We start from the raw sequence: 23,816 nt of genomic DNA, 5'->3' as shown, positions 1-23,816 counted from the left end.
GTCACCGCACCTGAAGCTTTTCATAGACAGAAAGCGCTGAACATGCGCCACACCGTCCACACCCGGCCTTGATGTCCTCAGCTCGCAATCCGCCATCGACAACCATTTTCGACAAGGGCCGCAATATGGAGTCCATAAACTCAGCGGTGGGTGCAGGATGACTTTCCAAGGGCGTACCCGAGACAGGCACAAAAGGCACGACGAACGGATAGACGCCGATTTCGATGAGCGCTTGACTGGTTTTCAAGATGGCGTCGGCGGTGTCGCCGAGCCCTGCAAGAATATAGGTTGAGACCTGACCGCGACCGAACACTGGCACAGCTGCGCGAAAGGAATCGAAATACTTTTCAAGGCCAACCTGCGCTTTTCCGGGCATGATCCGTTCGCGGACATCGGGTGTCACCGCCTCAAGATGCATTCCGAGCGCATCGACACCGGCCTCTTTCATGCGAGAATGCCAGATATCATCTTCCGGCGGCTCGCATTGCGCCTGAACCGGAATGTCGACGGCAGCCTTTATTGCCTTCACGCTTTCGACCATGACAGCTGCACCGCGGTCTGGCCCCTTCGGCGTACCCGTGGTCAGCACCATGTGTTTGATGCCGTCCAGCTCAACCGCGGCCTTGGCAACCTCGGCAAGCTGCTCTGGTGTTTTGTGGGCTATTGTGCGTCCGGCGGCGAGCGACTGGCCTATTGCACAAAACTGACAGGTCTTGGTTCTGCTCTGATAGCGGATGCAAGTCTGAAGCACCGTTGTCGCGAGAACATCCCGCCCATGCAAGGTCGCAATTTGATGGTAGGGGACACCGTCCGGCGTCTCCAGATCATAGAATTTCGGCCGACCCGGAAAACTGATTGTGCCGACCTTGCTGCCCTCCTTGAGAACATTGCTTCGGCCGTCGGGACCAGGTGCATCGGCCAGAAACGGGCTCTCGAAAGCTGGCGCCGTATGTACCGGCACCATGACTGTGACACCGTCCACGGTCAGTGCCTTGTGGTCGGTCGGCCCTGCACCTCCCCGCCGCGCCTCATGCCCGGCTTTCGGGTCAACGAGGCGAATTCCACGGGTTTGCAGTTCATTGATGAGAACTTCAGCCGGCATTGAAAGGCTCCTCGATGGCGGATTGGATTTGTGACGGGATATCGGCATCAGGCAAAGTGTTCGCAGCGGGTGGCGCAGCAACGGGCATCACCGTCTCCGCAGGCCTCGTGTCATGCACGAGATGCAACAGTTCCGGGCGGGCGTAATGCCCGACACTGTCCATCATGCGCTTACGCTTTGTGATCAGTCGCATATCCAGATCAGCTGTCAGTATTCCCTCGCCTTCCGTCAAAGGCGGCACGACATGCCGGCCTTCGGGCGAAATGATGCACGTCATGCAACCGTCCCGCAGACCGCGCTGCAGCTTCGGATCTTCGCTGATGGAATTGATTTGTTCCTCGGTCAGCCATCCGGTGGCGTTGACAACGAAACAGCCGCTTTCCAGCGCATGGTGTCTCATGGAAACTTCGATCTGTTCTGAAAAGATCGGACCAACAAGCGACCCTGGGAACTGGGCAACATGAATTTCTTCGTGCTGCGTCATCAGGGCATATCGGGCAAGCGGATTGTAGTGCTCCCAGCAAGCAAGCGCACCGACACGCCCAACCGCGGTCTCCACAACTTTAAGGCCTGCACCGTCGCCCTGCCCCCAAATCATTCTCTCATGATAGGTCGGGGTAATCTTGCGCCTCTTGAGGCACAGTGTGCCATCGGCATCAAAAATCAGTTGCGTGTTGTAGAGCGAGCCGTGATCGCGCTCGTTAATCCCGATCACAGCCACAATGTCGAGTTCTCTGGCTAATGCTGCCAAAGCAGCTGTTTCAACGCTCGGTACCGTCACGGCCTCTTCGTAGAGACGAAGATGCTCCTGCCCGGCCAACATCGGCGGCAAAACGAAAGAAAAGTACGGGTACCAGGGAACAAAGGTTTCCGGGAAGACCACGAGCCTTGCGCCTTTACCAGCCGCTTCACGCATCGCAGACAAGACCTTGTCCATCGTGCGTGCTTTCGACGTCAGATCAGGGGCTATCTGGACAGCGGCAACTCGAATTGTGTCGGATGTTGTTGTCATTGCTGGCTACTGACTTTGGGTGGGCAGGAAATGTCTTGCCCGGCCGCATTGGTCGGCCGGGCACACGGAGACCTAGAGGGTCCAGGTGTCCAGAATGAAAGCACCGTCCCGGCGATGCAGCAGCACGATGTCCAGAACATCCTGGGGTGCAATTGGGGTGATGCCGGGAATGAGTGAGGGCTCGCCGTGCCCCATCAACGCCTGCAGGGCAAACCGGCACGCATAGACCTTGCCACCTTCCGTCATGAATTTCTTGATCTGGTTGTTCATTGCCAGATGTCCCGGGAAGGCTTCATCACCAAGTTTCGGGAACCCTCGCTGGACGCCAAGTGAGACACCCGGTCCATAAAGCAGAATGGAGGTTTCAAAGCCCTTCCGCTGAAGCCGTGTGGCCTGGAGAAGATTGACCAGCCCGATCGAACCTTCAAATGCAACGGTGTGGAATGTGACAAGAGCTTTTTCGCCCTCTTCCGCCTGAACATCTTCGAAAACCTTCTCTTCGTAATTGACGAAGAAATCGCCGTCCGCGTGTGCCGGTGCCGTTACCTCTGGCATTTCATGCTCCTAGTTATTATGGCCATACAATTGCCATACAATTATTGATTTACCGCACTATTGTATGCACATCATTTTCGCTATCAAAAGCGAAAAATACGAAAATCCAACAGGTGCGAAAATCAAAATCAAATGCATAAAACCTAGGCCGAAAGGTGCTTAAAACTGAGGCAAAAATTACAATTTTTGCTGCAACAAACTCCATACAATCAGCTGCATACATACAATCAGAATCAATTCTGCTACACAGGACGCAACAAATGGACATGCCCGGATTCGGAATGAAGAACTGGAAACCCGCCCTGCCTGAAAGCGGCAAACCGCGATACATCGAAATCGCAGACTTGATTGCAGCAGACCTTCAAAAGGGAATCCTCATGCCGGGGGACCGGCTACCGCCCCAGCGAAAGCTCGCAGACATTCTTGGAGTGGATTTTACGACCGTGTCGCGCGGCTATGTCGAAGCACGCGAAAGAGGCCTTGTAGAAAGCCATGTCGGACGCGGCACATTCATAAAAACGATCAAAGGACCAGCTGTCGAAAGCGAGCCTCGCCGCGCGGAGCAGGTGGACTTGAACATGAACCTGCCGCCGGAGACGGACAATCCGGATCTCATTGAACGCATGCAGGCCGGCCTTTCGGTGGTTTCCGGAAACCTGATATCCCTGCTGCGATATCAAAACGGAACCGGAACCGAAGTCGACAAGGAAGCAGCATCTTCATGGCTTAGCATGCGGGGAATGGTGCCTTCGCTGGAACGGGTGTTCATAACCCCAGGCGCACACCCGGCCATGATGACAATTCTCAACATGCTCGCAGAACCCGGCGAGACCGTTCTGAGTGAATCGGTTACCTATCCGGGCATCAGGACCATTGCTCGCTCGCTCGGCCTGAAGCTTGCGGGTATTGAGAGCGACGCATGCGGCATTAAACCCGACGCCCTGGAAGAAGCCATTCGGATCCACACTCCGAAAGCGCTTTACCTGAACCCGACACTTCAAAACCCGACCACCCTGACGATCCCGCAAGAACGGCGACTTGAAATTGCAGCCGTCCTCAAGCGCCACAATCTGCCTCTGATTGAAGACGACGCATACGGGTTCATTCCAGAACATGCACCCAGCCCATTTGCGGCGGCAGTTCCCGAACTCACGTGGCACATTGGCGGTCTGGCCAAGTGTATTGGCGCCGGCCTTCGTCTTGCTTACGTCGTTGCACCCGACACCAAGGCAGCTTTGAGCTTCACATCCGCTATTCAATCCATGACAGTCATGGCCTCACCGGTGACAATGGCACTCGCGACAAGGTGGATCCAGGACGGAACGGCGGATCACATTCGTCGCTTCATCCGAACGGAAACAAAAGCCCGCCAGGCATTGGCCGCAGAAATCTTGACCGGTTTCAGCTTTGCAGCGGATCCGGTCAGCTTCAACATCTGGCTCAAGTTACCACCCAACCTCTCCAGAGCAGCTGTTGTCGGCCAGATGTCAGGCAAGGGCATCGGTCTCGTCCCGAGCGATCCGTTTACCGTTGGAGGAAATCCAAGCGAACATATCAGGGTCTGTCTGGGCGGGCGGATCACCCGCGATGAACTCAAGACGGCATTGCAACTCCTTGCCCATACGCTGGAGCACAACCTGTACAGCTGACAAGCCACAACAGGAGTGGCCTGCCTGGAGGATGACAAGAATATTTTTCATGACTACCTATTGATAGGTAGAATTAGTTTGTCTATGTTATGGAACGCCGTGCTGCGGGAACACAGACGCGCACCAGGCCTGCGCATGACTTTTACACCCGCCAAACCAGATGGAGACCCGGCATGGAACTGAATGCTGATTTTTCGGAACGCGTTGTTGTTCATTCCGAGAAACTGGAATGGCAGGCCTCTCCGATGAAAGGTGTCGACCGGCGCATGCTCGACCGAATTGGTGGAGAAGTCGCCCGTGCGACGACAATCGTTCGCTATGCCCCGGGCAGCAAGTTTTCCGCCCACACGCACACAGGTGGTGAGGAATTCATCGTGCTTGATGGTGTCTTTCAAGACGAACACGGAGATTTTCCGGAAGGCACTTACGTGCGAAATCCGCCGACTTCGGCGCATACACCCGGATCTGACGACGGCTGCACGATCTTTGTGAAGTTGTGGCAATTCGACATGGAAGACCGTAACCAGTTCCGCAAGAACATGGCGGACGGCCTGGGTGAAACGGAAGACGGCGTCGCAACGGCGTTGCTTCACCAGGACGAGCGTGAAACGGTCACGTTTCATCGGATCGACCCAGGTGCAACCCTATTCGTTGATGACACGGGCGGCATTGAACTGCTGGTCATTTCCGGCAGCGGCAAATGTGGCGATGAGGTCCTGCGAAAGGGATCCTGGCTACGCCTTCCAGCCGGGGACAGTTTGACGCTCGATGCGGCCAATGAGGGCGCACAGGTCTGGATGAAAACCGGACACCTGCCCTATGCCAAGGCACCGGAGGTTTTAAAATGAGCTCCGAGAAGCCCCTTGCCATTGTCGCGGGTGCAGGCGCTGGCCTTGGCCAGGCACTTGCGGCACGCTTTGAGGACGGCGGATACCAGGTTGTCGGCTTTGGCAGAACCAAACCCGATGCGGTTTCCGGTCGCTTTCAAAAGCTCGACCTGGCGGATGAAACTGCCGTACCAGAGACCATTGCGGGCCTCATGAATGAGCACGGAGCGCCCAAAGTGGTGATCCACAACACCGCCGAACTCGTCATCTCACCCTTTTTGGAAACCTCTCTTCAGGAGTACCAGAGCACCTGGGCATCAATGTTTCTGAGCGCGGTGCTGCTCGCCCAGTCGGTGATCCAGCCAATGGTAGCGGCTGGTGGAGGCGCTTTTCTCGTATCCGGCGCAACGGCCTCACTTCGGGGCGGTGCACGCTTTTCGGCGTTTGCCTCTGCAAAATTTGCCCTGAGGGGTCTGACCCAATCGCTGGCACGCGAGTTTCAGCCTGCCGGAATTCATGTCTCCCATGTTATTTTGGACGGCATCATAGACACGCAACGGTCGCGCTCACTGCACGACCTTGATCCAGCAAAAATGATCCGGCCTGCCGATATTGCCGAAACCTATTGGCAGCTTGCGCATCAACCCAAATCCACCTGGACACATGAACTGGACCTCAGACCTGCCACCGAGGGCTTTTGATGTTGACGGATACGCTCATCATAGGCGGCGGCCTCGCAGGCCTCAGCCTTGCAGCAAGCCTTGAAGCAAAGGGCCAAACCTATCTTGTGCTGGACGCCAGAACCCGGTTTGGTGGCCGGATCCGGTCTGACGCGGTCGATCGTGAGCGCTTTGATCTCGGTCCTGCCTGGTTCTGGCCCGGCCAACCGCGCATCGCTGCCCTCATCGACAAGCTCGGACTGGAAAAATTCGAGCAATATGCCGATGGCGACCTGACCTTCGAGGACGAACGTGGCAGCGTTCAAAGGGGTCAGGGCTTCGCGTCCATGCAAGGCTCCTATCGGCTGAAGGGTGGCCTTAGCAGCCTGATTTCGGCACTTCAAAGCCTTTTGCCGGAGAACCTCCTGCGGCTTGCGACCAAGGTGGTCGCGCTTGACGCAAGAGCGGACCATATTCTGGCGATCACACAAAACGGCGAGAGCCTGATGGCAAGACGCGTTGTTCTTGCCCTGCCTCCACGGCTCGCGGCCGAGCAGATCGCGTTCACCCCACCTCTTCCGGAAGCTGCCGTTTCTGCCATGTCCGGCATCGCAACATGGATGGCTGGTCAAGCAAAAGCTGTCGCCGTTTACGATGATCCTTTTTGGCGAAAGTCAGGACTTTCCGGCGACGCCATGAGCCGACTGGGCCCGATGGTGGAAGTTCATGACGCCTCCCCTGAGGAACGCGGCCCTTATGCGCTTTTCGGATTTATCGGTGTAGCCCCCGACGACAGGAGAGACGAGAAGCTTTTGCGCAAGGCGGTGATCGCTCAGCTCGTCCGACTGTTTGGGCCTGATGCCGCCGCACCGAAGACGCTTCTGATCAAGGACTGGGCTTTTGACCCTTTGACAGCGACTGCACTGGACCTTCAACCGCAATACTCACACCCCCGCTACGGCTTGCCTGAAGCAATGACTGATCTTTGGGACGACCGTCTCCTTTTCGGGGGTACGGAAGTTGCGAGCCAATTTGGGGGCTATCTGGAAGGAGCTCTGGAAGCCTCCGAGAATGTGGTGCATAAAATCCTGCGGGAAGCACAGGTGGATGCATGACAAAGGATACCAAAACGGCACTGTTGGATGCGGCAGAGCGAGCCGTCAGAAGCCGCGGATTTGACGGGTTCAGTTATGCTGATCTGTCTGAGGATGTCGGCATCCGCAAAGCAAGTATTCACTACCACTTTGCAACCAAGGCTGAGTTGTCCGCAGCCCTGATGAAGCGCTACCGCGAAGCGCTGCAATCTGCTTGTGAAGAGATCGAGCGGTCGTCACGGACAGCCGCAGAACAACTATCCCAAATTATAGAGATCTACCGGCTAGCGATGAGCGAGGGCGACAGTCTGTGCCTGTGCGTTGCCTTCATCGGCAGTCGGGAAAGCCTTTCACCGGCAGCAATCGACGAGATAACGAGTTTCAGAAAAATGGTAATCAGCGTGCTGACCCGGATCTTTGAAAAAGGTCGCACTGATGGTTCGATCTCCAGTGTTCAAGACCCGCCCAAGGAGGCCCAGGCAGCGTTGTCGCTGATGGAGGGCGCTCAGCTCAGCGCGCGCGCGCAAGAAGAGCCCGCCGTCTTCGACAATGCCCTTGCCCTTTTGCTGGGACGGTTGACCTGAGGCAATCAGCGAAACCCGAATTGTCAGGACACACCTGAACAGCCGGCCGATGCTCACAACAGTCTATTTCTGATGAGCCAGATGCTTTTCTGTTTTTCCGAAAACGCGCTGAGCCAGTTTTAAGCCAAACGGAGCAAGCACGACACACAGCAGAATAATGCTCAGAATCAGCGATACGGGACGCTCCCAGAACACACTCAACGTGCCTTGTGAAATGATGTATGACTGAAGAAACGTCTCTTCAGCCATGGATCCCAGAACCAGAGCCAAAACTGTTGCGGCTGGCGAATAGCCGAACTTTTTCATGGCAAATCCGACAGCACCGCTGACAACAAGTATCCATGTCTCCACAATACTTGCATTTATCGCAAAAGCACCGATCACACACAAAAGCACGATAACGGGAACAACGTGAAGGTATGGGATATCCAGAAACTTCACGAACAGCGGGATCGCAAAGATGCTCAGAGCGATCAGGATCATGTTGCCGAGATACATACTGGCAATCAGACCCCAGACAAACTCCGGATCATTGACAATCAGCAGCGGCCCGGGCTGCAGCCCCCACATCATGAAGGCCCCGAGCAAAACCGCTGTGGCACCGGACCCGGGAATACCAAGCGACAGCAAAGGAACCATGGCACCGGCTGAAGCGGCGTTGTTGGCCGCTTCGGGCGCTACCAATCCGCGCATTTCGCCCTTGCCGAAATTCTCGGGGTCTTTGGCAACTTTCTTTTCTACCGAGTAGCCGATGATAGACCCGAGTGTCGCGCCTGATCCCGGCAGCACACCTGCCAGAAACCCAATGGCTGAACCGCGAAAAAACGTGAATTTCGATTCCGCAAAATCCTTGTGTGTCGGCCAGAATTCCTTGTCACGGAAGCTGATGCGCAGCTTTTCAGCCGGCTGACGATGCTGGCCATTCAAGATGCAGTGCAAGAGTTCCCCGATGCCAAAGAGACCAATTGCGACGGCAACGAAATAGACACCGCCGATCAATTCCGGCGAGCCGAATGTGAACCGTTGCTGACCACTCATCACATCGACACCAACACTGCCAACCGCAAAACCGATCAAAGCGGAAATGAACCCTTTGAACTTGTTGTCGCCCATCATGGTCGTCAGCATGAGAAGTCCGATTGCAATGATCAGGAAGTATTCCGACGGACCGAATTTGGAGGCGAAGTTTGCCAGCGACGGCGCAAGTGCGGTTATCAGCAAGACACCGATGGTGCCTCCGAAGAAGGAGGCAATCGCCTGCATCACAAGGGCTGGGCCGGCGCGCCCTTTTTGCGCCAGTGGATAGCCGTCCAGTGTCGAAGCCACAGTCGCTGATTCTCCGGGCGTATTGATCAGGATCGACGTGATTGTCCCGCCATACATCGAGCCATAATAAATTCCGGCGAGCATGATGATGGCCGTGGTCGGATCGAGACCAAAGGTAAGCGGCAGAAGCACGGCAATACCGGCGGCCGGGCCAAAGCCAGGGAACAGACCGACGATCATGCCGACAAAAGCGCCAAGCAGAAGAAACAACAGCCCCTCAGGTGAAGCTGCGATACTGAGGCCGAGAGAGAGGTTGGAGATGACTTCGCTGAACATGGATCGCACTCGATTGACGGCGTGTCTGGATCAAAAGCCCAGCGGGCTCAGAGGCAGAGAGGCATTCAGAAGGATCTTGAAAAGCCAGTACAGGAAACCTGGCAATGCAAGACTGTAGATGATGTTGGTGACTGGCCTGGATCGATCGAATGTGAAGAGAAAAACCAGCATGAAGGCAATCATCGCCAAAAGGGCACCGACGACCTTGAGAGCAGCCACGAAGCCGCAGATATAGGCAAAAACGATCACAACATCGCGGGCGTGTTCCTGCCCGCCGTCGATAGTGTGGGTGTCAAGACCCAAGGCTTCTGCCGTGCCTTCCGCAGCAGGTTCCGGCTGGTGTGCATGGCCGCTTCCAGATGCGCGTTCCTGGAGCCATTCCCGGACATCAAACCAAAGGTTCACCGAACAGGACACGATCAGCAAGAGGCCGATCATGAGGGGGAAGAACCCCGCCGCAGGACGACCTGACTGGGTATAGAGCATCAGGGTCGATCCGCCGTAAATCGTGTAACCCACGGCGACCAAAAGCAGTCCCCCGGCAAACCACTTCTTCATCTTGATTTCTCGCTCACACTTGAAGGACGCATGGGCAGGCCAATACGCCCGGCCCATGCGCGCTGGATGCACAGATCAGTTGATCGCGCCGATTTCCTTCAGGACGGCTTCATATTTGGCGCTGGTCGCTTCGAGATAAGTTCCGAAGTCCGCACCCCAAATCGGATTGCCGGACATACCGTTCTTCACCAGATAGTCCTGCCATTCCGGCTTTGATACCGCCTCTTTCAGAGCAGCAACCCACCATTCCTGGACAGCAGGGTCGAGATCGGGCGCCAGCACCACGCCGCGAGGCAGCGAGAAATCGAAATCATAGCCAAGTTCCCTGAACGTCGGGATATCGGGGTGGTTCGTGCTGCGCGCGGAATCTGAAAATGCGAGTGCTGCGAACGTCCCCGCATCAATCTGCCCGGCAACTTCCGACGGATTGGCAACGACCGCGTCGACACTGCCCGAGGTCAATGCCGTTACCAGCTCACCTCCGGATCCGATCGGCACATATTCGTATTCAATGTTGGCGGCATTGGCAAAAAGGCTGGCGGTCACGCGCTCGGGACCTGCAGAGCCGCTGCCGGCAATAGTGAAACGGCCTTCCTTAGCCGCCTTAACAACATCGTCGATTGTCTTGAAGTCGGAATCGCTGCGCACAACCAGGAACATTGCATCGCTCGCAAGAAGCCCGACAGGTGTGAAGTCCTTGTAGGTCCAGTCGGTATCGGCGACCAAAGGCGTGCCGAGAAAGTTTCCACTGGTAGATGTCGCGGAATAGGGATTGCCGGCCTGCCGCTTCACGTAGCTGAAGCCAACCGCACCGCTCCCGCCTTCGCGGTTCTCCACCACGATGTCATTCGGGTAAAGGTCGTACTTGTTCAAGATGTCGACAATGGTGCGGGACATGCGGTCGTTGCCGCCTCCCGGTCCGAACGCAACTGTGTAGGTCAAACGCTCTTGCGGATAGTCCGATGCGAATACCGGCACTCCCGAAGCAGCAACAATGGCCGCAGTCGCAGCGGCAGCAATCGTGGAACGCATGATCATGGTTTCCTCCCTTTGATCAATTTGCATTTTTTGCTGAATACGTGCAATAAAAAGGAGTTAAGATTGGATGTCAATCAAAAAAAACCAATCATTGCGTTGAGTTTGGTTTTATGGCTTTATTTCAGGCATGAAAAAGACCAAACGCCTTAGCGGCCGAATTAGAAGAACGCGATGAAAACCAACCAACTAGCCGCAAAAGTGGCTCATGGGCTTTCTCAGAAGATAACGTCCAGGTCTCTTGCAGCAGGCGCACATATCAGCGCACAGAATGTCGCTGACGAATTCGGCGTGTCCCGCTCACCAGTTCGCGAAGCGCTGGAAATGCTGGAAAAGGCCGGTCTTGTCGAAAAACGCACCAATCGCGGCTATTTTGTTTCGGAAACTGAGCCAGAGCCCTCCTCCGCGGACATCCTGAAAGCGATGGCACCGGACGACTCGTCCGTCTACTTGCGCATAGCCGAGGATTGGCGAACGGATCGGTTGCCGGAAGAGGTGACAGAACAATACCTTCGTGAAAAATATGACCTTTCTCGAGGGCGCCTCCAGGACATATTGGTCCGCGCTGTGCGCGAGGGTTGGGTCGAACGAAAACCCGGATATGGCTGGCGATTTCTGGATGTTGCCAAAACCCCAGAAGCTTTTGATAAGATTTATCATTTTCGGATGGTAATCGAGCCTGCGGCAATGCTCGACCCGGACTATAGCGTTGACTGGAAGATACTCGCATCGCTCAAGGACGAACAACAACGACTGCTTGACCACGAGATTGAGAACAACAGCGTTGAGCACCTTTTATCCGTAGGTGCACGTTTTCACGAGGAGCTGATCAAGTTCTCCGGCAATCCGCATTTTCACATGGCCCTTGTGCGCGTGAACCAAATGCGCCGTTTGCTGGAGTACAAGGCTGTGGTCAGCCGGGATCGCTTTGTCGAGCAGACCAATGGACACTTGGAAATCATCGGCCATCTGGAACGTGCAGAGATTGCGGAAGCGTCCTACGCCATGCGCCACCACCTCGGCGGCGCACTTAAAGGAAAGTCGGAACTGCTCAGAACCAAAAGTTAGAGTCACTTTCCGGATTGCATTTTTGCATTTTATAGCTATAAAAGCCAATCAGACAGAACTTGAACCTGCCTGATTGGAGGAAAGACATGCGTTTGATGGTTTTGCCCTGTGACGGGATCGGCCCGGAAATAATGGGAGCCACGCTCGACGTGGTCAGCGCAGCAAACCAGAAATTTGATCTTGGCATTTCATTCCATGAAGAAGCTTCGGGTTTCGACAGCCTGAAGGCTCATGGCACCACGTTGCGCGAAGAGGTCCTGGTTCGTGCGCGCACACAGTTTGATGGCGTTATCCTCGGCACTCAGTCCCATATGGACTACCCGCCAGTTGCTGAAGGCGGTCGCAACGTCTCTGCTGGTTTCAGGATCGGGCTGGACCTTTATGCCAATGTGCGCCCGGCCCGCTCGAGGGACTTTCTGCCCAACAAGGCGCCCGGTATGGATCTTGTCATCATGCGGGAGGCAACGGAGGGTTTTTACCCCGATCGCAACATGTACAAGGGCGTCGGCGAAATGATGCCGGATCCCGATATGGCCCTGTCAATTCGGAAGATAACACGAAAGGGCTCGCTGAGGATCTGCCGCGAGGCATTCAAGCTTGCAATGCAACGTGACAAGAAAGTCGCGGCAATCCACAAAGCCAATTCCTTCCTGATGACAGACGGCCTTTTTCTGGAATGTTTCCGGGAAGTGTCCAAGGAGTTTCCGGGCGTCCAGACCGAAGAACTGATCGTCGACGCCTTTGCCGCCCTGCTTGTCAGGCAACCACAAAACTATGATGTCGTCGTTGCGACAAACTTCTACGGAGACATCCTCTCCGACCTCGCATCTGAGCTTTCAGGATCACTTGGCTTGGCGGGCTCGATCAACGCCAACGCTGAAACAGGACTTTGTTGCGCGCAGGCCCAACATGGTTCAGCACCTGATATCGCCGGAAAGAATGTCGCGAACCCGACCTCGCTGATCCTCTCTGCAGCCATGATGCTGAATTGGCTCGGAGAACAGCGCGGTGTCTCAAAGCTGATGGAGGCAGGTGCTGCAATTTCAGAGGCAGTAGACCGCGTGATCGACGAACCTCAGAACCGCACTCGGGATATCGGTGGTTCAGTCGATACCGACGTCTTCGGCCGGTTGGTAGCGGCAACCGTCTCTGACCTCAGTCTCGCAGCCTGATCATCCTCCCAAGATGATGTGCCTGCAACAGGGCGGCGGTCGCGCGAAAGACCGCCGCCCCAACGGAGATGGAAATGGTCACCGAGAGATCCAAAATCGCCTTCATTCACGCAACACGTCTCGCCATCGATCCGATTGAAGTCACGGCGAAGCGCTTATGGCCTGAAGTAAGAACAGTTTCCCTCCTTGACGATAGTCTCGAGAGTGACCTGAAAGAGGCTGGAAGCCTCACTGAAACGCTTCATTCAAGAATCGCAGACCTCACGGACTATGCATGCACTTTGAATGTCGACGGCATTCTCTTCACTTGCTCATCCTTTGGCGACGCGATCGAAGAAGTTGCACAGCGCGCACCGCTGCCTGTCTTGAAACCGAACGAAGCAATGTTTCGAAACGCCCTTTCCGGCGGAGCGCGCATTGCCATGATTTACACATTTGAACCAGCAGTTAGCGGCATGGAAGCTGAATTTGGGCGATTAGCGAAAGAGTTTGGCTCGACTGCATCGCTCACAAGTGTGTTTTGCGCAAACGCGTTGGATGCGAAACAATCCGGAGATGTTGCAGAACATGATCGATTGATCCGCGAATGTGGCAGACGGCTCAGTGGTTTTGACGTCATCCTTCTTGCGCAGTTCTCAATGGCAAGTGCCGCAGAAGGAATGCGCCAAACCACAAAAACTCCTGTGCTCACCAGCCCTGAAGCTGCGCTGACGGATCTGCGGAACCGCGTAGAGATCTTACAGCAGAAAGCGGCACAGTCATGCTGATTGGCGCAATTGCAGACGATTTCACCGGTGCCAGCGACATCGCCAACACGCTCTCCAAAGGCATCGCTCCTGAAGGCGGATTGCGCACAGCCCAGTATTGCGGTGTTCCTTCCAAATCTGCCAACAGCGGCATTCAGGCAGGCGTCATCGCGCTAAAAAGCCGGACATCACCGGTCGATGAAGCCGTTTCGGAAAGCCTTGCCGCGCTTCAATGGCTGCAAAGCCAGGGCTGCTCGCAAATCATCTTCAAATATTGCTCCACATTCGACTCCACCCCAGCGGGAAATATCGGACCTGTGGCCGAAGCGTTGGCGCTTGCACTGGACGAGACTAACGTCATTGTCTGCCCCGCCTTTCCAGGCGCTGGCCGCACTGTCTATCAGGGACACCTTTTTGTTCATGACACGCTGCTGAGCGAAAGCGGGATGCAACATCATCCACTTACCCCGATGACTGACCCTGACATTCGCCGGTGGCTGCAAAACCAGACGACGTGGCGCGTTTCTCACCTGTCTTTGGCTCAGCAGCGCACAGGACGGTTTACGCCAAGCGATGTTTCGGCAGACACTCAAGCAACTGAGAGATCTTTCCTGGTCGCGGACGCAATTTCCGATAACGATCTGATCGCCTTGGGAACCGCATCTGAGGGAGCCAAGCTGCTGACTGGTGGATCCGGCATCGCGATGGGATTGCCGCGAAATTTCTTCAAAAATGGCGCACCTGAGCCGGCCAAATCCGCAAGCAGCCCCAATATGGGCGACGGCGCAATTCTTGCTGGCTCTTGTTCCGGAGCAACACGCCAGCAAATTGAGGCACATTCCAAAAAACATCCTGTATTTGGAATCGATGCACCCTCTGTCCTGGACGGTTCGCTGGATAGTGAAGCGCTCATTCAATTCTTCAAAAGACACCGGAAAGACGCACCGCTTGTTTTTTCCTCAGGCACTCCGGAAGCTGTTGCACAAATTCAGAACGACTACGGCTCCACACGGGTAGCAGAAGCCCTGGAACAGCTCTTTGCCGAAACCGCAAGGAAGTTGGTCGATGCCGGTTTCACCCGGATCGTTGTTGCGGGAGGCGAAACATCCGGCGCTGTCGCGAAGGCCGTTTGCCACCACGGCTCCGAGGAAGCGATGCGCATTGGTATTGAGATTGATCCCGGGGTTCCCATCCTGCACCTCGAAACCTCACTGCCCATTTGTCTTGCCTTGAAGTCGGGTAATTTCGGTGCGCGCGATTTCTTCAAGAAGGCGCTGGACATGATGAAGGTGGCAGCATGAGCCCTTCAGAAGAAGCGCTGCGCGTTCAGATGACCGACCTTTGTCACTCCTTGTTCCAACGCGGTTTCAGCGTCGGAACAGCGGGCAATGTTTCCGCGCTTCTGCCGGATGGAATCCTGATTACGCCGACAAATTCAAGGCTTGGCGACATTGAACCAGGGCGCATTTCAAAACTCGATCCATCGGGTCAGCATGTTGCCGGTGACAAGCCAAGCAAGGAAATTTTTCTGCATCAGGCTTTCTATGAAACAAGGCCTGAGGCTCAGGCAGTGGTGCACCTTCATTCCACGTGGGCAACGGTGCTATCCTGCAGGCAGGACACCGACCCCTCGGACTGCATACCTCCCCTTACTCCATATGTGGTCATGCGGGTAGGGACTGTGAGGCAGCTGCCCTACGTCATGCCGGGTGATCCTGCCTCTGGCGACCTGATACGCAGCCTGAATGGAGCATGCAGCGCGGTCCTGCTTGCAAATCATGGTCCGGTCGTTTCAGGAAAGGACCTTTTTTCAGCGGTTTGCGCCGCAGAAGAACTTGAAGAGACGGCCAAATTGGTTTGTGCTTTGGGGGATACACAACCCAGGACGCTGCAAGAAGACGACGTTGCAGCGCTTCGCCTAAAATTCGGCAGTATGTGAGGCCCCATGAAAACCGCTGACCTGATCGATACTCACGCGGATGTTCTCTCGCTTGTTCACCTACCTTTCAGAACCTTTGGCAGGCGCGCCCATTTCACGGGCCCCATCCAGACGGTCAAGTGTTTTGAGGACAATATGGCCGTCCGCAAGGAGTTGGAAACTCCTGGCGATGGACGGGTGCTTGTCGTTGACGGCGGCGGCTCGACGCGCGTTGCGCTGTTGGGCGACATGCTTGCCGACCTCGCTCTTAAAAACGGCTGGGCGGGGCTCGTGCTGAACGCCGCCATACGAGATAGCGTCGAAATCGATCAGATGGATATTCTGGTTTTTGCGCTCGCCACCTCACCAATCAAAAGCGCGAAAGACGGCTGGGGCAAAGCTGGGCAAGACATTCATTTTGGCGGTGTTGGAATGCGGCCCGGCAATTGGATTTATGCCGACGCGGACGGCGTTCTTTTAAGCGATAGACGCCTGACCTGACAGCGCTGCCTCCTGTAAAAATGAGAGCTTGCAAGTAAGTCGGGTGACCAGTCGCTCAGCTATTCCTGTCCCAATCCCCGTTTCCAATTGACGCAGAGACAATGGTTGCACAGCTCTGTACAGCCAATTTAAAACTGCAATAAAAACTGTGCCTTTCCTCGATATCAAACCAACATCTACGATACTTTCCATTATTGTTGTTTGTTTATGTTTGCCTAACCCAGGTGTATTACGGTCAAATACTGGGTAACGAGGCCTGTATGAGTATCGAGGCGCTTAAAAGTAGTTTTATGGACCTGACAGACGATGCGATCGCTGTTGGGCTCATTGCTTCAGGTGCACCCGCACCGCGCTTGATTTATGCAAACAGCGCCTTTTCGGAATTGAGCGGTCATGCGCAGGAAGACCTGCTCAACATGCCAATGGATGAACTTCTTGGCGACTGCCCGCAAACCAGCATTCAAAACAGTGCCGCTCGAGCCCTTGAGAAGGGTCACCAAAAATTTTTGTTGAAGGCAAAGCTCCTTCGTTCCGACAACACCAGCACCTGGGTGAGCATCTCCTTCTTTTTAAAAGAAGTTGCCGGTACTGGCGCGTGGCATGTGTGCGCGACCTTCAGGCCTCTGGCGGAAGAAAGAAGTGCTGCAGTTCTCGCAGATCAAATTCAGATGGAACGGGATCGTGCAATCAAAGAGCAGCAACGCCTCGTATCCGCGTTGAACGCCTATCCGGATCCTATCGTTATTTATGATGCCGATCTCAGCCTGGTGTATTGGAACGATGGCTATGCAGCGTCCATCACGGACGACCCCAATGAACTCGTTGCCGGAACACACCTGAGGGATGTGCTGCGACTTGCCATCAAATACGGACGTTACCCGGAGGCGGTTGGCCAGGAGGATGAATGGGTCAATCGCATTTTGTCTTCTGAAACCCTGGACAAGGAATTTGAAGATGTCGAATTGAAAGGCGACGTTCATCATCGTCTACTGAGGTCCCGGTCATCCAACGGCGACTACGTGATCATTCGGCTGAATTCGACCGAGCTCGTCCGGCAAAAACGAACCGCCGAGGCAGCCCAGGAACGACTGCTGGCAGCCCTTAACGCCTATCCATCGCCGTTTGTGATTTATGATTCCAACGACTGTCTGGTCGTCTGCAACGACGCCTATCGTGCGTCGATGTCAAACAACCCCGACGAATTGAAGTTCGGCATGCACCGCACGACCGTTGCCCGGATTGCTATTCGAGCCGGAAAGATTGCCGACGCCATTGGCCGCGAAGAAGAATGGATGTCCGATGCACACCAGCAGACCGATGTCGACAAACCGGTACAGGACCTCGTGCTGCCGGACGACGTTCACCATAGATTGCTGAGATCCCGTGCTGAAAATGGCGACCTCGTCATTTTGCGTTTGGACACCACTGAGCTGGTCCGTCAGCGGCGGGCGCTGGAAGACACGCAGGACCGTTTGATATCCGCGATCAAGGCCTACCCGGACCCCTTTGCCATCTATGATGCCGACCTCAATCTGGTGATCTGGAACCCGGCCTATGCACGCTCCATGACGAAGTCACCTGAGAGTCTGGCTTCGGGCACCAACCTGAAAGTGCTGCTTCGAAACGCCGCCATGGAAGGGTTCATCCCGGCCGCGGTCGGGCGAGAAGAAGAATGGGTTGAAGACTATTATTCACCTGATCTTCTTGCGCCGGGCATTGAGGATTTCGAATTTGCGGATGACCAGCACCATCGCATGGTCAGATCACGAACCGAAAAGGGCGAATATGTTGTTCTGCGATTGAACATCACCGAAGTTGTGCGTCAGCGCAGGGCACTCGAGCAGTACTCCAAGCGGCTTGAAAAGGCGAACCAGGAAATCACCTACAAGGCTTTGCATGACGACCTGACCGGTCTTGGCAATCGACGCTACCTTTCCTTCAAGTTTGACGAACTCGTCAGCCTGAGAAGCAAGAAGGGTGGCGAAATCGCCGCTCTTCATATCGATCTCGACCGGTTCAAGCACATCAACGATACAATGGGTCACGCCGCCGGTGACCAGGTGTTGCTGGACATCTCCGAACGCATTCGCCGCAATGTCGGCAGCACAGATGTTGTTGCACGCATCGGCGGCGATGAATTTGTTGTCCTGATTTATGTGCCCAAAAATAACGATCGGCCGGAAACACTTGCAAAGATCCTGTTGCAGGAACTCTCCCGCCCTACACTTTTTGAAGGCAAGGAATGCAGGTTTGGCGCTTCCATTGGCCTGGCCCGGACACCGCTGGCCCATGTTGACCAGCTTTTGACCAATTCAGATGTCGCACTTTACAAGGCCAAACGGCGCGGACGTGGCCAATTGGGGATATTTGACAAGTCTGACCTGGAAGAAGTGCGGCGCACCAAGGAAGTGGCAGATGATGTGCTTCGTGCCATCGAACAACTGGAATTCGAACCATTCTATCAGCCACAAGTCGATGCCAAGTCTGGCCAGACTGTCGGTATCGAGGTGCTGGCGCGCTGGCGTCACCCTGAAAAAGGCATTCTTGCACCAGGAGCTTTTCTCTCTATCGCGACCGATCTCAATGTCGCTGGAGACATAGATCGTCTGATATATGAACAAGCAATTGGCGAGTGCCAACAGGCATTCGGACGTATGTCTAATCCGCCGTCATTGTCATTTAATGTCAGCGAAAACCGCGTCAACCACAACGAAATCGATGCCATCCGGCAGCACGTGCAGACCTATTCCGGTCAGATAAGCTTTGAGCTCCTGGAAACCATCTTCCTGGAGGAACAGCAGGACGACTTCCTGTGCCGTCTGGATCAGCTGCGGGATCTCGGGATCGCAATCGAAGTCGACGACTTCGGTAGCGGCCGTGCCTCTGTCGTCGCCCTGCAGCGGATCAATCCGGATCGTGTAAAGATCGACCGGCGGCTCACCGCCTTGGCGGCCGGTGGCAGCGGTGGCCTTCGTCTTCTCAGGTCCATTATTGAAATTGGCCACTCACTTGAAATGGGTGTCACTGCGGAAGGCATTGAAACAGGCGAGCAAGCCGAAATACTTGCCAAGCTCGGCTGCGATCGGCTGCAGGGGTATCACTTTGCCAGGCCGATGCCCTATCCGGATTTGCTGAAATTCTTCAATCTGAAGTCTGGGGTGCTTTGCGGCGGTTAGATCAACCGGCCCGGCCAGTCGAATTCAACCAAACACCGTCAGCCTCAAAAACTGCTGCGCCGGTAGATCGCGGTTGGCAATTCAATGCTGTCCGGCTTTTTGCCATTCAACTCGTCCAACAGGGCCTGTGCCGCGAACTGTCCCATACGCCGATGAGGCACATGAACGGTCGTCAGTGGAACCGGCGCAACGCTTGCCAGCTCGATGTCGTCGAACCCCGTGATCGCAACGTCTTCCGGAACCCTGAGGTTCATCGCCGCTGCCGCCCGCAAAGCGCCGACAGCCAGAACATCATTGCCGCACATGACAACAGTGGGAGGCTCTGCGTGTGCCATGAGTTCGTGAAACGCCATCTCGCCATTTTCGATGGAGTACGCCGTTTCGACCATCTGCAGCATGTTGGGGTCCAGCCCTGCAGCACTCATGGAATCCCGAATGCCCTGGGCACGTTCCCTTGCTCTGTCATTGGAAACCGTGTCGGCAGAAATACATCCGATCCTCTTGTGGCCTGCACCCATGACGAGGTCAGCAAGCTCGTGCATTGCTGCCCGGTTGTTGAAGCCGACCGCTAACCTGGAGACTTCCGGATCAAAGGCCCAGGCGACAAGAGTAGGTATCTTTCGTTTTTCCAAAAACTCGTAGACCCGCGGTTTGCGGTGATATCCGATCAACAGAAGCGCGTCTGCCCCCCGCGCGGTCAAGGTTTTGATTTGCTCCTCTTCCAGATCTTCCTCATAGGACGAACTGGCGACCAGCAATGTGCAGCCGCTCTGATGGAGTTCTTCCTGGAACGCCTGCAGCCCGCGCGCAAAGATCGCATTTTCCATTGTGGGAATGATTGCGCCGATGGTGTTGGTCCTGTTGGCAGCAAGAGCACGTGCGCTGTAATTTGGCGAATATCCCAGCCGGTCAACGGCTTCCATCACCCGGCGCATCGTCTTTTCGGTGACCTGATCGGGCAGATTGAGACAGCGCGACACTGTAGCAGTCGATACACCTGCCGTTCGGGCAACATCGGCAAGCGTGGGAACCTGGCCGGTCGGGGTATTCTTCGTCTCTTCCATCGATCATTTCCGTGAGCCGGTGCCGCAGAAGGCACTGAAGCCAAGAGTTTGCTTACAACTCTTGGCTCTCCAAGAAAATAACTTTTCTGCTTGCAATGAAAAATGTAAGCGCTTACATTTTTCCTCAGCCGGGTGAACTCATCGTTGGGAGGTGATCATGTACTTGATTGTGGCAGCAGTCCTGTTTGCCGTTTTTGTGATCAACGTTTCGATCGGTTCTTTTGGTGGAACGCCGTTTTTCGGGAATGTCGGCGAAATGATCCTGCTCTTTGCAGTCTCAATAGCCTTCACGGCAACCATCCTCAAAAAGGAAGCAATAAAGCGAGCCGGCAAATAGCTTGATCGGAATAGAGTTTTAGGGAGGAATTCATGAAGAAGACCGAAGATCTCGCCTCGCGCGAGCGTCGTAATTTTTTGAAGCTGGCCAGCGCGGGAGGCTTCACCGCAGCTGTCGTTGCAGGTGCTGCCGGTACGCTGTGGTCAGATGAAGCAGTCGCGCAGACCGCGCAGGAGGAATCTGCTCGCGAGAAAGCAGCTGACCATATCATGACGCTTGCGACCGCCTATCTGCTCGGTGCGTCACGCAGCTACCCCATCATGCAGCTGGACTTGAAGGAAAACATCCAGAACGCAACCAACGGCAAGGTGTATGTCAAACTGGCTCCGGGCGGGCAGCTTGGTGCCGGCGGCGCCTTGGCCCAGGCCGTTCAGGGTGGCACGATCCAGGCAGCTCAGCACTCGCTCTCGAACTTCGCTCCGTTCGCATCTGCAGTTGACCTGATCAACATGCCGTATTTCTGCGGTTCGAACCAGCGCTTCACCAATCTTGTCACATCCGATGCATGGAAAACGGAAGTCCATCCGAAGATTGAGGCTTCGGGTTTCAAGGCTCTCTTTTACGTGGTGATCGATCCGCGTGTCGTTGCAATCCGCAAAGGTGGAAACAAGGTTATCACTCCTGGTGATCTGTCCGGCGTGAAGTTCCGCGTGCCGGGTTCCGCCATGCTTCAGCAATACTATCGCATGGTCGGCGCCAACCCGACGCCTGTGGCCTGGGGTGAAACACCCTCAGCGATCAAGCAAGGTGTTGCCGATGCCCTGGATCCGTCGGTCGGTGCACTTTATGTATTCGGCTTCAAGGACATTTTGAGCCATGTGACCTTCACCCAGGCCGTTCCGGACAGCCAAGTCTATTCGATGAACCTGGAGTGGTTCAATTCGCTGCCGGCAGACGTTCAGGAAGGCATCGAATTCGCCGGTGAGATTACGGCTCAGCAGAACCTTGCCAAGGTGCCGGCTGCCCGTTCCTACGCCATGTCCGAACTGGTGAAGTCCGGCGTGGAATTCCATTCGCTGAGCGAAGATCAGCTTGGAGAATGGAAAGAAGCCGGCGGTTATCAGCGCGAAGAATGGGATCAGTTCAAGGTCGAACTGGCCGGTTCCATGGAAGCGTTTGGCCGTCTGGAAGAAGCCGCAAACACAATGGGCCGTTACTACGTCCACGACGCTTAAGGCGTCGCTCCTTAGGGCCGGCGCCTATCGGCATCGGCCCCCGTTTCCTGTTCAATAAAGCCTTTCCCGCGCAACCACCGCATCAGAGCCCCCTCTGATGTGAACGGTAGAGGAGTGCCCATGTTGAAAGTCCTTCAAGCCGTGGACAAGAACGGAGAACGCTGGCTGCTGCTGGTCTTCTACGTGATGCTTGTCCTGACCATGTTCGTCGAAGTCGTTCGGCGTGAAGTGTTCGCCTACTCCTCCATTTGGGGTGAGGAAATCGTCCGGTACTCCTTCATTTATCTTGCCTGGATTGGAGCTGCTGCTGCCGTCAAGGAACGTGGACACATCCGCATCGATGTGATCATGCAGTATGTCGGCCCCAAGGTGAAAGCGTTGCTCTATATCCTGGGCGATCTCGTCATGGCTGCAGTCGCATTGGTTGCTGTTTACTGGTCGTTCGAAACCGTCCTCGTTTCAGCAAAATTCGGCTCTGTGACCCATGGCCTGCGCATCTCGCAAGTCTGGTTCCTGATGGCCGTTCCGTTCGGGTTCGCTCTGGTTCTTTTCCGGCTTGCCCAATCTCTCCTGCGCGATCTGCGCGACTTTCGTGACGGGCGCCCCGTTTACGAAGGCGACAAGCTCTTCGACTGAGGGAGGCACATATGCTCTGGCAACAATTACAACAACAGACAGTCGAACTCGGCTGGGACTTCTATGGCCCGGTTCTGATTTTCATCGGCCTAGTTGCACTCGCCGTGCCCGTCTGGGCGGCAATCGGTTCCGCTGCAATCGCGATGCTGATCATTTCCGGCGCCCTGCCCCTTTCGCTCGTCGGGGAAAGCCTCTTTCACGGCATCGACCACTTCGCCCTGACCGCCGTTCCCCTGTTTATCCTGACGGGCGACGTTCTGGTTCGCACCGGTCTGAGCCGCAAGTTTCTTGATGTCGCGGAGGCCCTCACTTGTTGGGCGAAAGGCGGTTTCGGCTCAGCGACTGTTCTGGTTTGCGGCATGTTCTCCGCAATCTCTGGATCTGACGCAGCGGGTGCAGCGGCCGTTGGCCGGATGACTATCGAGCGCCTGGTGGAGAGCGGTTACCCGCGCCCCTATGCGTGTGCACTGGTGGCCGCCGGTGCCTGTACCGGCATCCTGATACCACCTTCAATCGCCTATATCATCATCGGGCTCGTTCTCGGCATTTCTGCGTCGACGCTCTTCCTTGCCGCTCTGATCCCTGGCATTGCCATTCTTCTATCGATCCTCGTGACCAACATCGTAATGAACCGGATCTACGCCTATGAAGGTGGAGGTCTGATGACCTTCGGCGAATGGTCAGCCAATCTCGGCAAGGCGTTGAAGTCAGGCTGGTATGCGTTCATCGTCCCAGGCGTTATCTTCTACGGGATCTTTTCCGGTCGCTTGACGCCCACTGAAGCAGGTGCCGTGGCAGTCGTCATCACGATCGTCATGGGCTTCGTCCTGGGCACACTGAAACTGTCCGATTTCCCGGCAATGCTGGTCAGCTCGGCGAAGGTGAACGGCGTCATCGTCCCGATCATCGCCTTCTCCCTACCGCTTGCGCAGGCGCTGGCGATCCTCGGTGTTCCGCAAGGTTTCGTTTATGCAGTGACATCTCTGACAAACGAGCCGGCACTTCTGATCCTCCTGATGGTCGGCATCCTGATCGCAGCGGGCTGCGTGATGGAAACAACGCCGAACATCGTGATCCTGGCTCCGATCCTGAAACCGCTTGCCGACAATATCGGCATGAACGAGATCCAGTTCTGTATCATGATGATCACCGCACTCGGTGTCGGCTTCATCACGCCGCCACTTGGATTGAACCTGTTCGTCGTGTCAGGTCTGACAGGCGAGTCAATTCTGAAAATCGCAGCGCGGGCCGTGCCGTTCGTCTTCTTCATGCTGCTCGTGACGCTGATGATTGCCTATGTGCCCGCAATCTCCACAACGCTTCTTCCTGACATTTACAAGTAGGGT

23 protein-coding genes are annotated in these 23,816 nt (G+C 55.4%); 16 read left to right on the top strand and 7 right to left on the bottom strand.

What is annotated here, in order from left to right; all coding sequences use genetic code 11:
• Nucleotide 1: 1 nt before the first annotated feature.
• The 3 genes from ACZ1HV_RS21770 to ACZ1HV_RS21760 form a co-directional block, all read right to left on the bottom strand.
• Nucleotides 2-1,102, bottom strand: coding sequence for an MSMEG_0568 family radical SAM protein (locus ACZ1HV_RS21770; protein ID WP_298813031.1), 1,101 nt, complete (start codon nt 1,100-1,102; stop codon nt 2-4).
• Complete coding sequence (locus ACZ1HV_RS21765) at nt 1,092-2,114, bottom strand: Nit6803 family nitrilase (protein WP_472716285.1); 1,023 nt, start codon at nt 2,112-2,114, stop codon at nt 1,092-1,094. Before ACZ1HV_RS21765 ends, ACZ1HV_RS21770 begins: the two co-directional genes overlap by 11 nt.
• A gap of 72 nt (nt 2,115-2,186) precedes the next feature.
• The gene (locus ACZ1HV_RS21760; protein WP_298813035.1) at nt 2,187-2,669 is read right to left on the bottom strand and encodes an MSMEG_0572/Sll0783 family nitrogen starvation response protein; all 483 of its coding nucleotides are present in this window, start codon (nt 2,667-2,669) and stop codon (nt 2,187-2,189) included.
• 281 nt (nt 2,670-2,950) lie between these two features.
• Between ACZ1HV_RS21760 and ACZ1HV_RS21755 the strand changes: the two genes are divergently transcribed.
• The 5 genes from ACZ1HV_RS21755 to ACZ1HV_RS21735 all read left to right on the top strand — a co-directional run bounded on the left by ACZ1HV_RS21755 (nt 2,951) and on the right by ACZ1HV_RS21735 (nt 7,482).
• Nucleotides 2,951-4,318: an aminotransferase-like domain-containing protein gene (locus tag ACZ1HV_RS21755; protein ID WP_298961612.1), complete on the top strand. Its 1,368-nt coding sequence runs from the start codon at nt 2,951-2,953 to the stop codon at nt 4,316-4,318.
• Between the two features lie 173 nt (nt 4,319-4,491).
• Entirely contained in the window at nt 4,492-5,166 is a 675-nt protein-coding gene (locus ACZ1HV_RS21750; RefSeq protein WP_472716284.1) for a cupin domain-containing protein, read from the top strand.
• The gene (locus ACZ1HV_RS21745; RefSeq protein WP_298961375.1) at nt 5,163-5,846 is read left to right on the top strand and encodes an SDR family NAD(P)-dependent oxidoreductase; all 684 of its coding nucleotides are present in this window, start codon (nt 5,163-5,165) and stop codon (nt 5,844-5,846) included. The genes ACZ1HV_RS21750 and ACZ1HV_RS21745 overlap by 4 nt, the downstream gene beginning before the upstream one ends.
• On the top strand, nt 5,846-6,919 hold the full coding sequence (locus ACZ1HV_RS21740; protein ID WP_298813042.1) for a flavin monoamine oxidase family protein: 1,074 nt from the start codon (nt 5,846-5,848) through the stop codon (nt 6,917-6,919). The genes ACZ1HV_RS21745 and ACZ1HV_RS21740 overlap by 1 nt, the downstream gene beginning before the upstream one ends.
• Complete coding sequence (locus tag ACZ1HV_RS21735) at nt 6,916-7,482, top strand: TetR/AcrR family transcriptional regulator (protein WP_298813044.1); 567 nt, start codon at nt 6,916-6,918, stop codon at nt 7,480-7,482. Before ACZ1HV_RS21740 ends, ACZ1HV_RS21735 begins: the two co-directional genes overlap by 4 nt.
• Nucleotides 7,483-7,545: 63 nt before the next feature.
• Here the strand turns inward: ACZ1HV_RS21735 and ACZ1HV_RS21730 are convergent, their stop codons facing one another.
• The 3 genes from ACZ1HV_RS21730 to ACZ1HV_RS21720 all read right to left on the bottom strand — a co-directional run bounded on the left by ACZ1HV_RS21730 (nt 7,546) and on the right by ACZ1HV_RS21720 (nt 10,680).
• Nucleotides 7,546-9,084, bottom strand: coding sequence for a tripartite tricarboxylate transporter permease (locus tag ACZ1HV_RS21730; RefSeq protein ID WP_472716283.1), 1,539 nt, complete (start codon nt 9,082-9,084; stop codon nt 7,546-7,548).
• A 30-nt stretch (nt 9,085-9,114) separates the two neighbouring features.
• Entirely contained in the window at nt 9,115-9,642 is a 528-nt protein-coding gene (locus tag ACZ1HV_RS21725; protein WP_298813048.1) for a tripartite tricarboxylate transporter TctB family protein, read from the bottom strand.
• 75 nt (nt 9,643-9,717) lie between these two features.
• Nucleotides 9,718-10,680 carry a Bug family tripartite tricarboxylate transporter substrate binding protein gene (locus tag ACZ1HV_RS21720; RefSeq protein ID WP_298813050.1) on the bottom strand — a complete coding sequence of 321 codons (963 nt, stop codon included), beginning with the start codon at nt 10,678-10,680 and terminating at the stop codon, nt 9,718-9,720.
• Between the two features lie 171 nt (nt 10,681-10,851).
• Between ACZ1HV_RS21720 and ACZ1HV_RS21715 the strand changes: the two genes are divergently transcribed.
• From ACZ1HV_RS21715 to ACZ1HV_RS21685, 7 genes are all read left to right on the top strand, one after another.
• Entirely contained in the window at nt 10,852-11,745 is an 894-nt protein-coding gene (locus ACZ1HV_RS21715) for a GntR family transcriptional regulator (RefSeq protein ID WP_472716282.1), read from the top strand.
• Nucleotides 11,746-11,831: 86 nt separating this feature from the next.
• A complete protein-coding gene (locus ACZ1HV_RS21710) occupies nt 11,832-12,917 on the top strand; it encodes an isocitrate/isopropylmalate dehydrogenase family protein (RefSeq protein ID WP_298813057.1) in 1,086 nt (361 codons plus the stop codon).
• Between the two features lie 74 nt (nt 12,918-12,991).
• Nucleotides 12,992-13,684 (top strand): aspartate/glutamate racemase family protein, encoded by a 693-nt coding sequence (locus tag ACZ1HV_RS21705; RefSeq protein ID WP_472716281.1) that lies wholly within the window; start codon nt 12,992-12,994, stop codon nt 13,682-13,684.
• Nucleotides 13,678-14,964 (top strand): 3-oxo-tetronate kinase, encoded by a 1,287-nt coding sequence (gene otnK, locus ACZ1HV_RS21700; protein WP_472716280.1) that lies wholly within the window; start codon nt 13,678-13,680, stop codon nt 14,962-14,964. The genes ACZ1HV_RS21705 and otnK overlap by 7 nt, the downstream gene beginning before the upstream one ends.
• Complete coding sequence (gene otnC, locus ACZ1HV_RS21695; protein ID WP_298985651.1) at nt 14,961-15,602, top strand: 3-oxo-tetronate 4-phosphate decarboxylase; 642 nt, start codon at nt 14,961-14,963, stop codon at nt 15,600-15,602. Before otnK ends, otnC begins: the two co-directional genes overlap by 4 nt.
• Before the next feature lie 6 nt (nt 15,603-15,608).
• Nucleotides 15,609-16,082, top strand: a complete 474-nt coding sequence (gene rraA / locus ACZ1HV_RS21690; RefSeq protein ID WP_472716279.1) for a ribonuclease E activity regulator RraA — start codon at nt 15,609-15,611, stop codon at nt 16,080-16,082.
• Nucleotides 16,083-16,342: 260 nt separating this feature from the next.
• On the top strand, nt 16,343-19,258 hold the full coding sequence (locus ACZ1HV_RS21685) for a sensor domain-containing protein (RefSeq protein WP_472716278.1): 2,916 nt from the start codon (nt 16,343-16,345) through the stop codon (nt 19,256-19,258).
• A 44-nt stretch (nt 19,259-19,302) separates the two neighbouring features.
• Here ACZ1HV_RS21685 and ACZ1HV_RS21680 read toward each other — a convergent pair whose 3' ends face one another.
• The gene (locus ACZ1HV_RS21680) at nt 19,303-20,322 is read right to left on the bottom strand and encodes a LacI family DNA-binding transcriptional regulator (protein ID WP_472716277.1); all 1,020 of its coding nucleotides are present in this window, start codon (nt 20,320-20,322) and stop codon (nt 19,303-19,305) included.
• Nucleotides 20,323-20,479: 157 nt separating this feature from the next.
• Here ACZ1HV_RS21680 and ACZ1HV_RS21675 point away from each other — a divergent pair, with 157 nt between their 5' ends.
• The 4 genes from ACZ1HV_RS21675 to ACZ1HV_RS21660 all read left to right on the top strand — a co-directional run bounded on the left by ACZ1HV_RS21675 (nt 20,480) and on the right by ACZ1HV_RS21660 (nt 23,813).
• Nucleotides 20,480-20,659 (top strand): hypothetical protein, encoded by a 180-nt coding sequence (locus tag ACZ1HV_RS21675; RefSeq protein WP_298813072.1) that lies wholly within the window; start codon nt 20,480-20,482, stop codon nt 20,657-20,659.
• Nucleotides 20,660-20,691: 32 nt separating this feature from the next.
• Nucleotides 20,692-21,834, top strand: coding sequence for a TRAP transporter substrate-binding protein (locus ACZ1HV_RS21670; RefSeq protein WP_298813073.1), 1,143 nt, complete (start codon nt 20,692-20,694; stop codon nt 21,832-21,834).
• A gap of 120 nt (nt 21,835-21,954) precedes the next feature.
• On the top strand, nt 21,955-22,470 hold the full coding sequence (locus ACZ1HV_RS21665) for a TRAP transporter small permease (RefSeq protein WP_152500297.1): 516 nt from the start codon (nt 21,955-21,957) through the stop codon (nt 22,468-22,470).
• Nucleotides 22,471-22,481: 11 nt separating this feature from the next.
• Nucleotides 22,482-23,813, top strand: a complete 1,332-nt coding sequence (locus ACZ1HV_RS21660) for a TRAP transporter large permease (protein WP_298813077.1) — start codon at nt 22,482-22,484, stop codon at nt 23,811-23,813.
• Nucleotides 23,814-23,816 lie beyond the last annotated feature (3 nt).

The organism is Roseibium sp. JB4-4, assembly GCF_055693425.1.
This window is presented reverse-complemented; position numbering and strand designations above follow the sequence as displayed.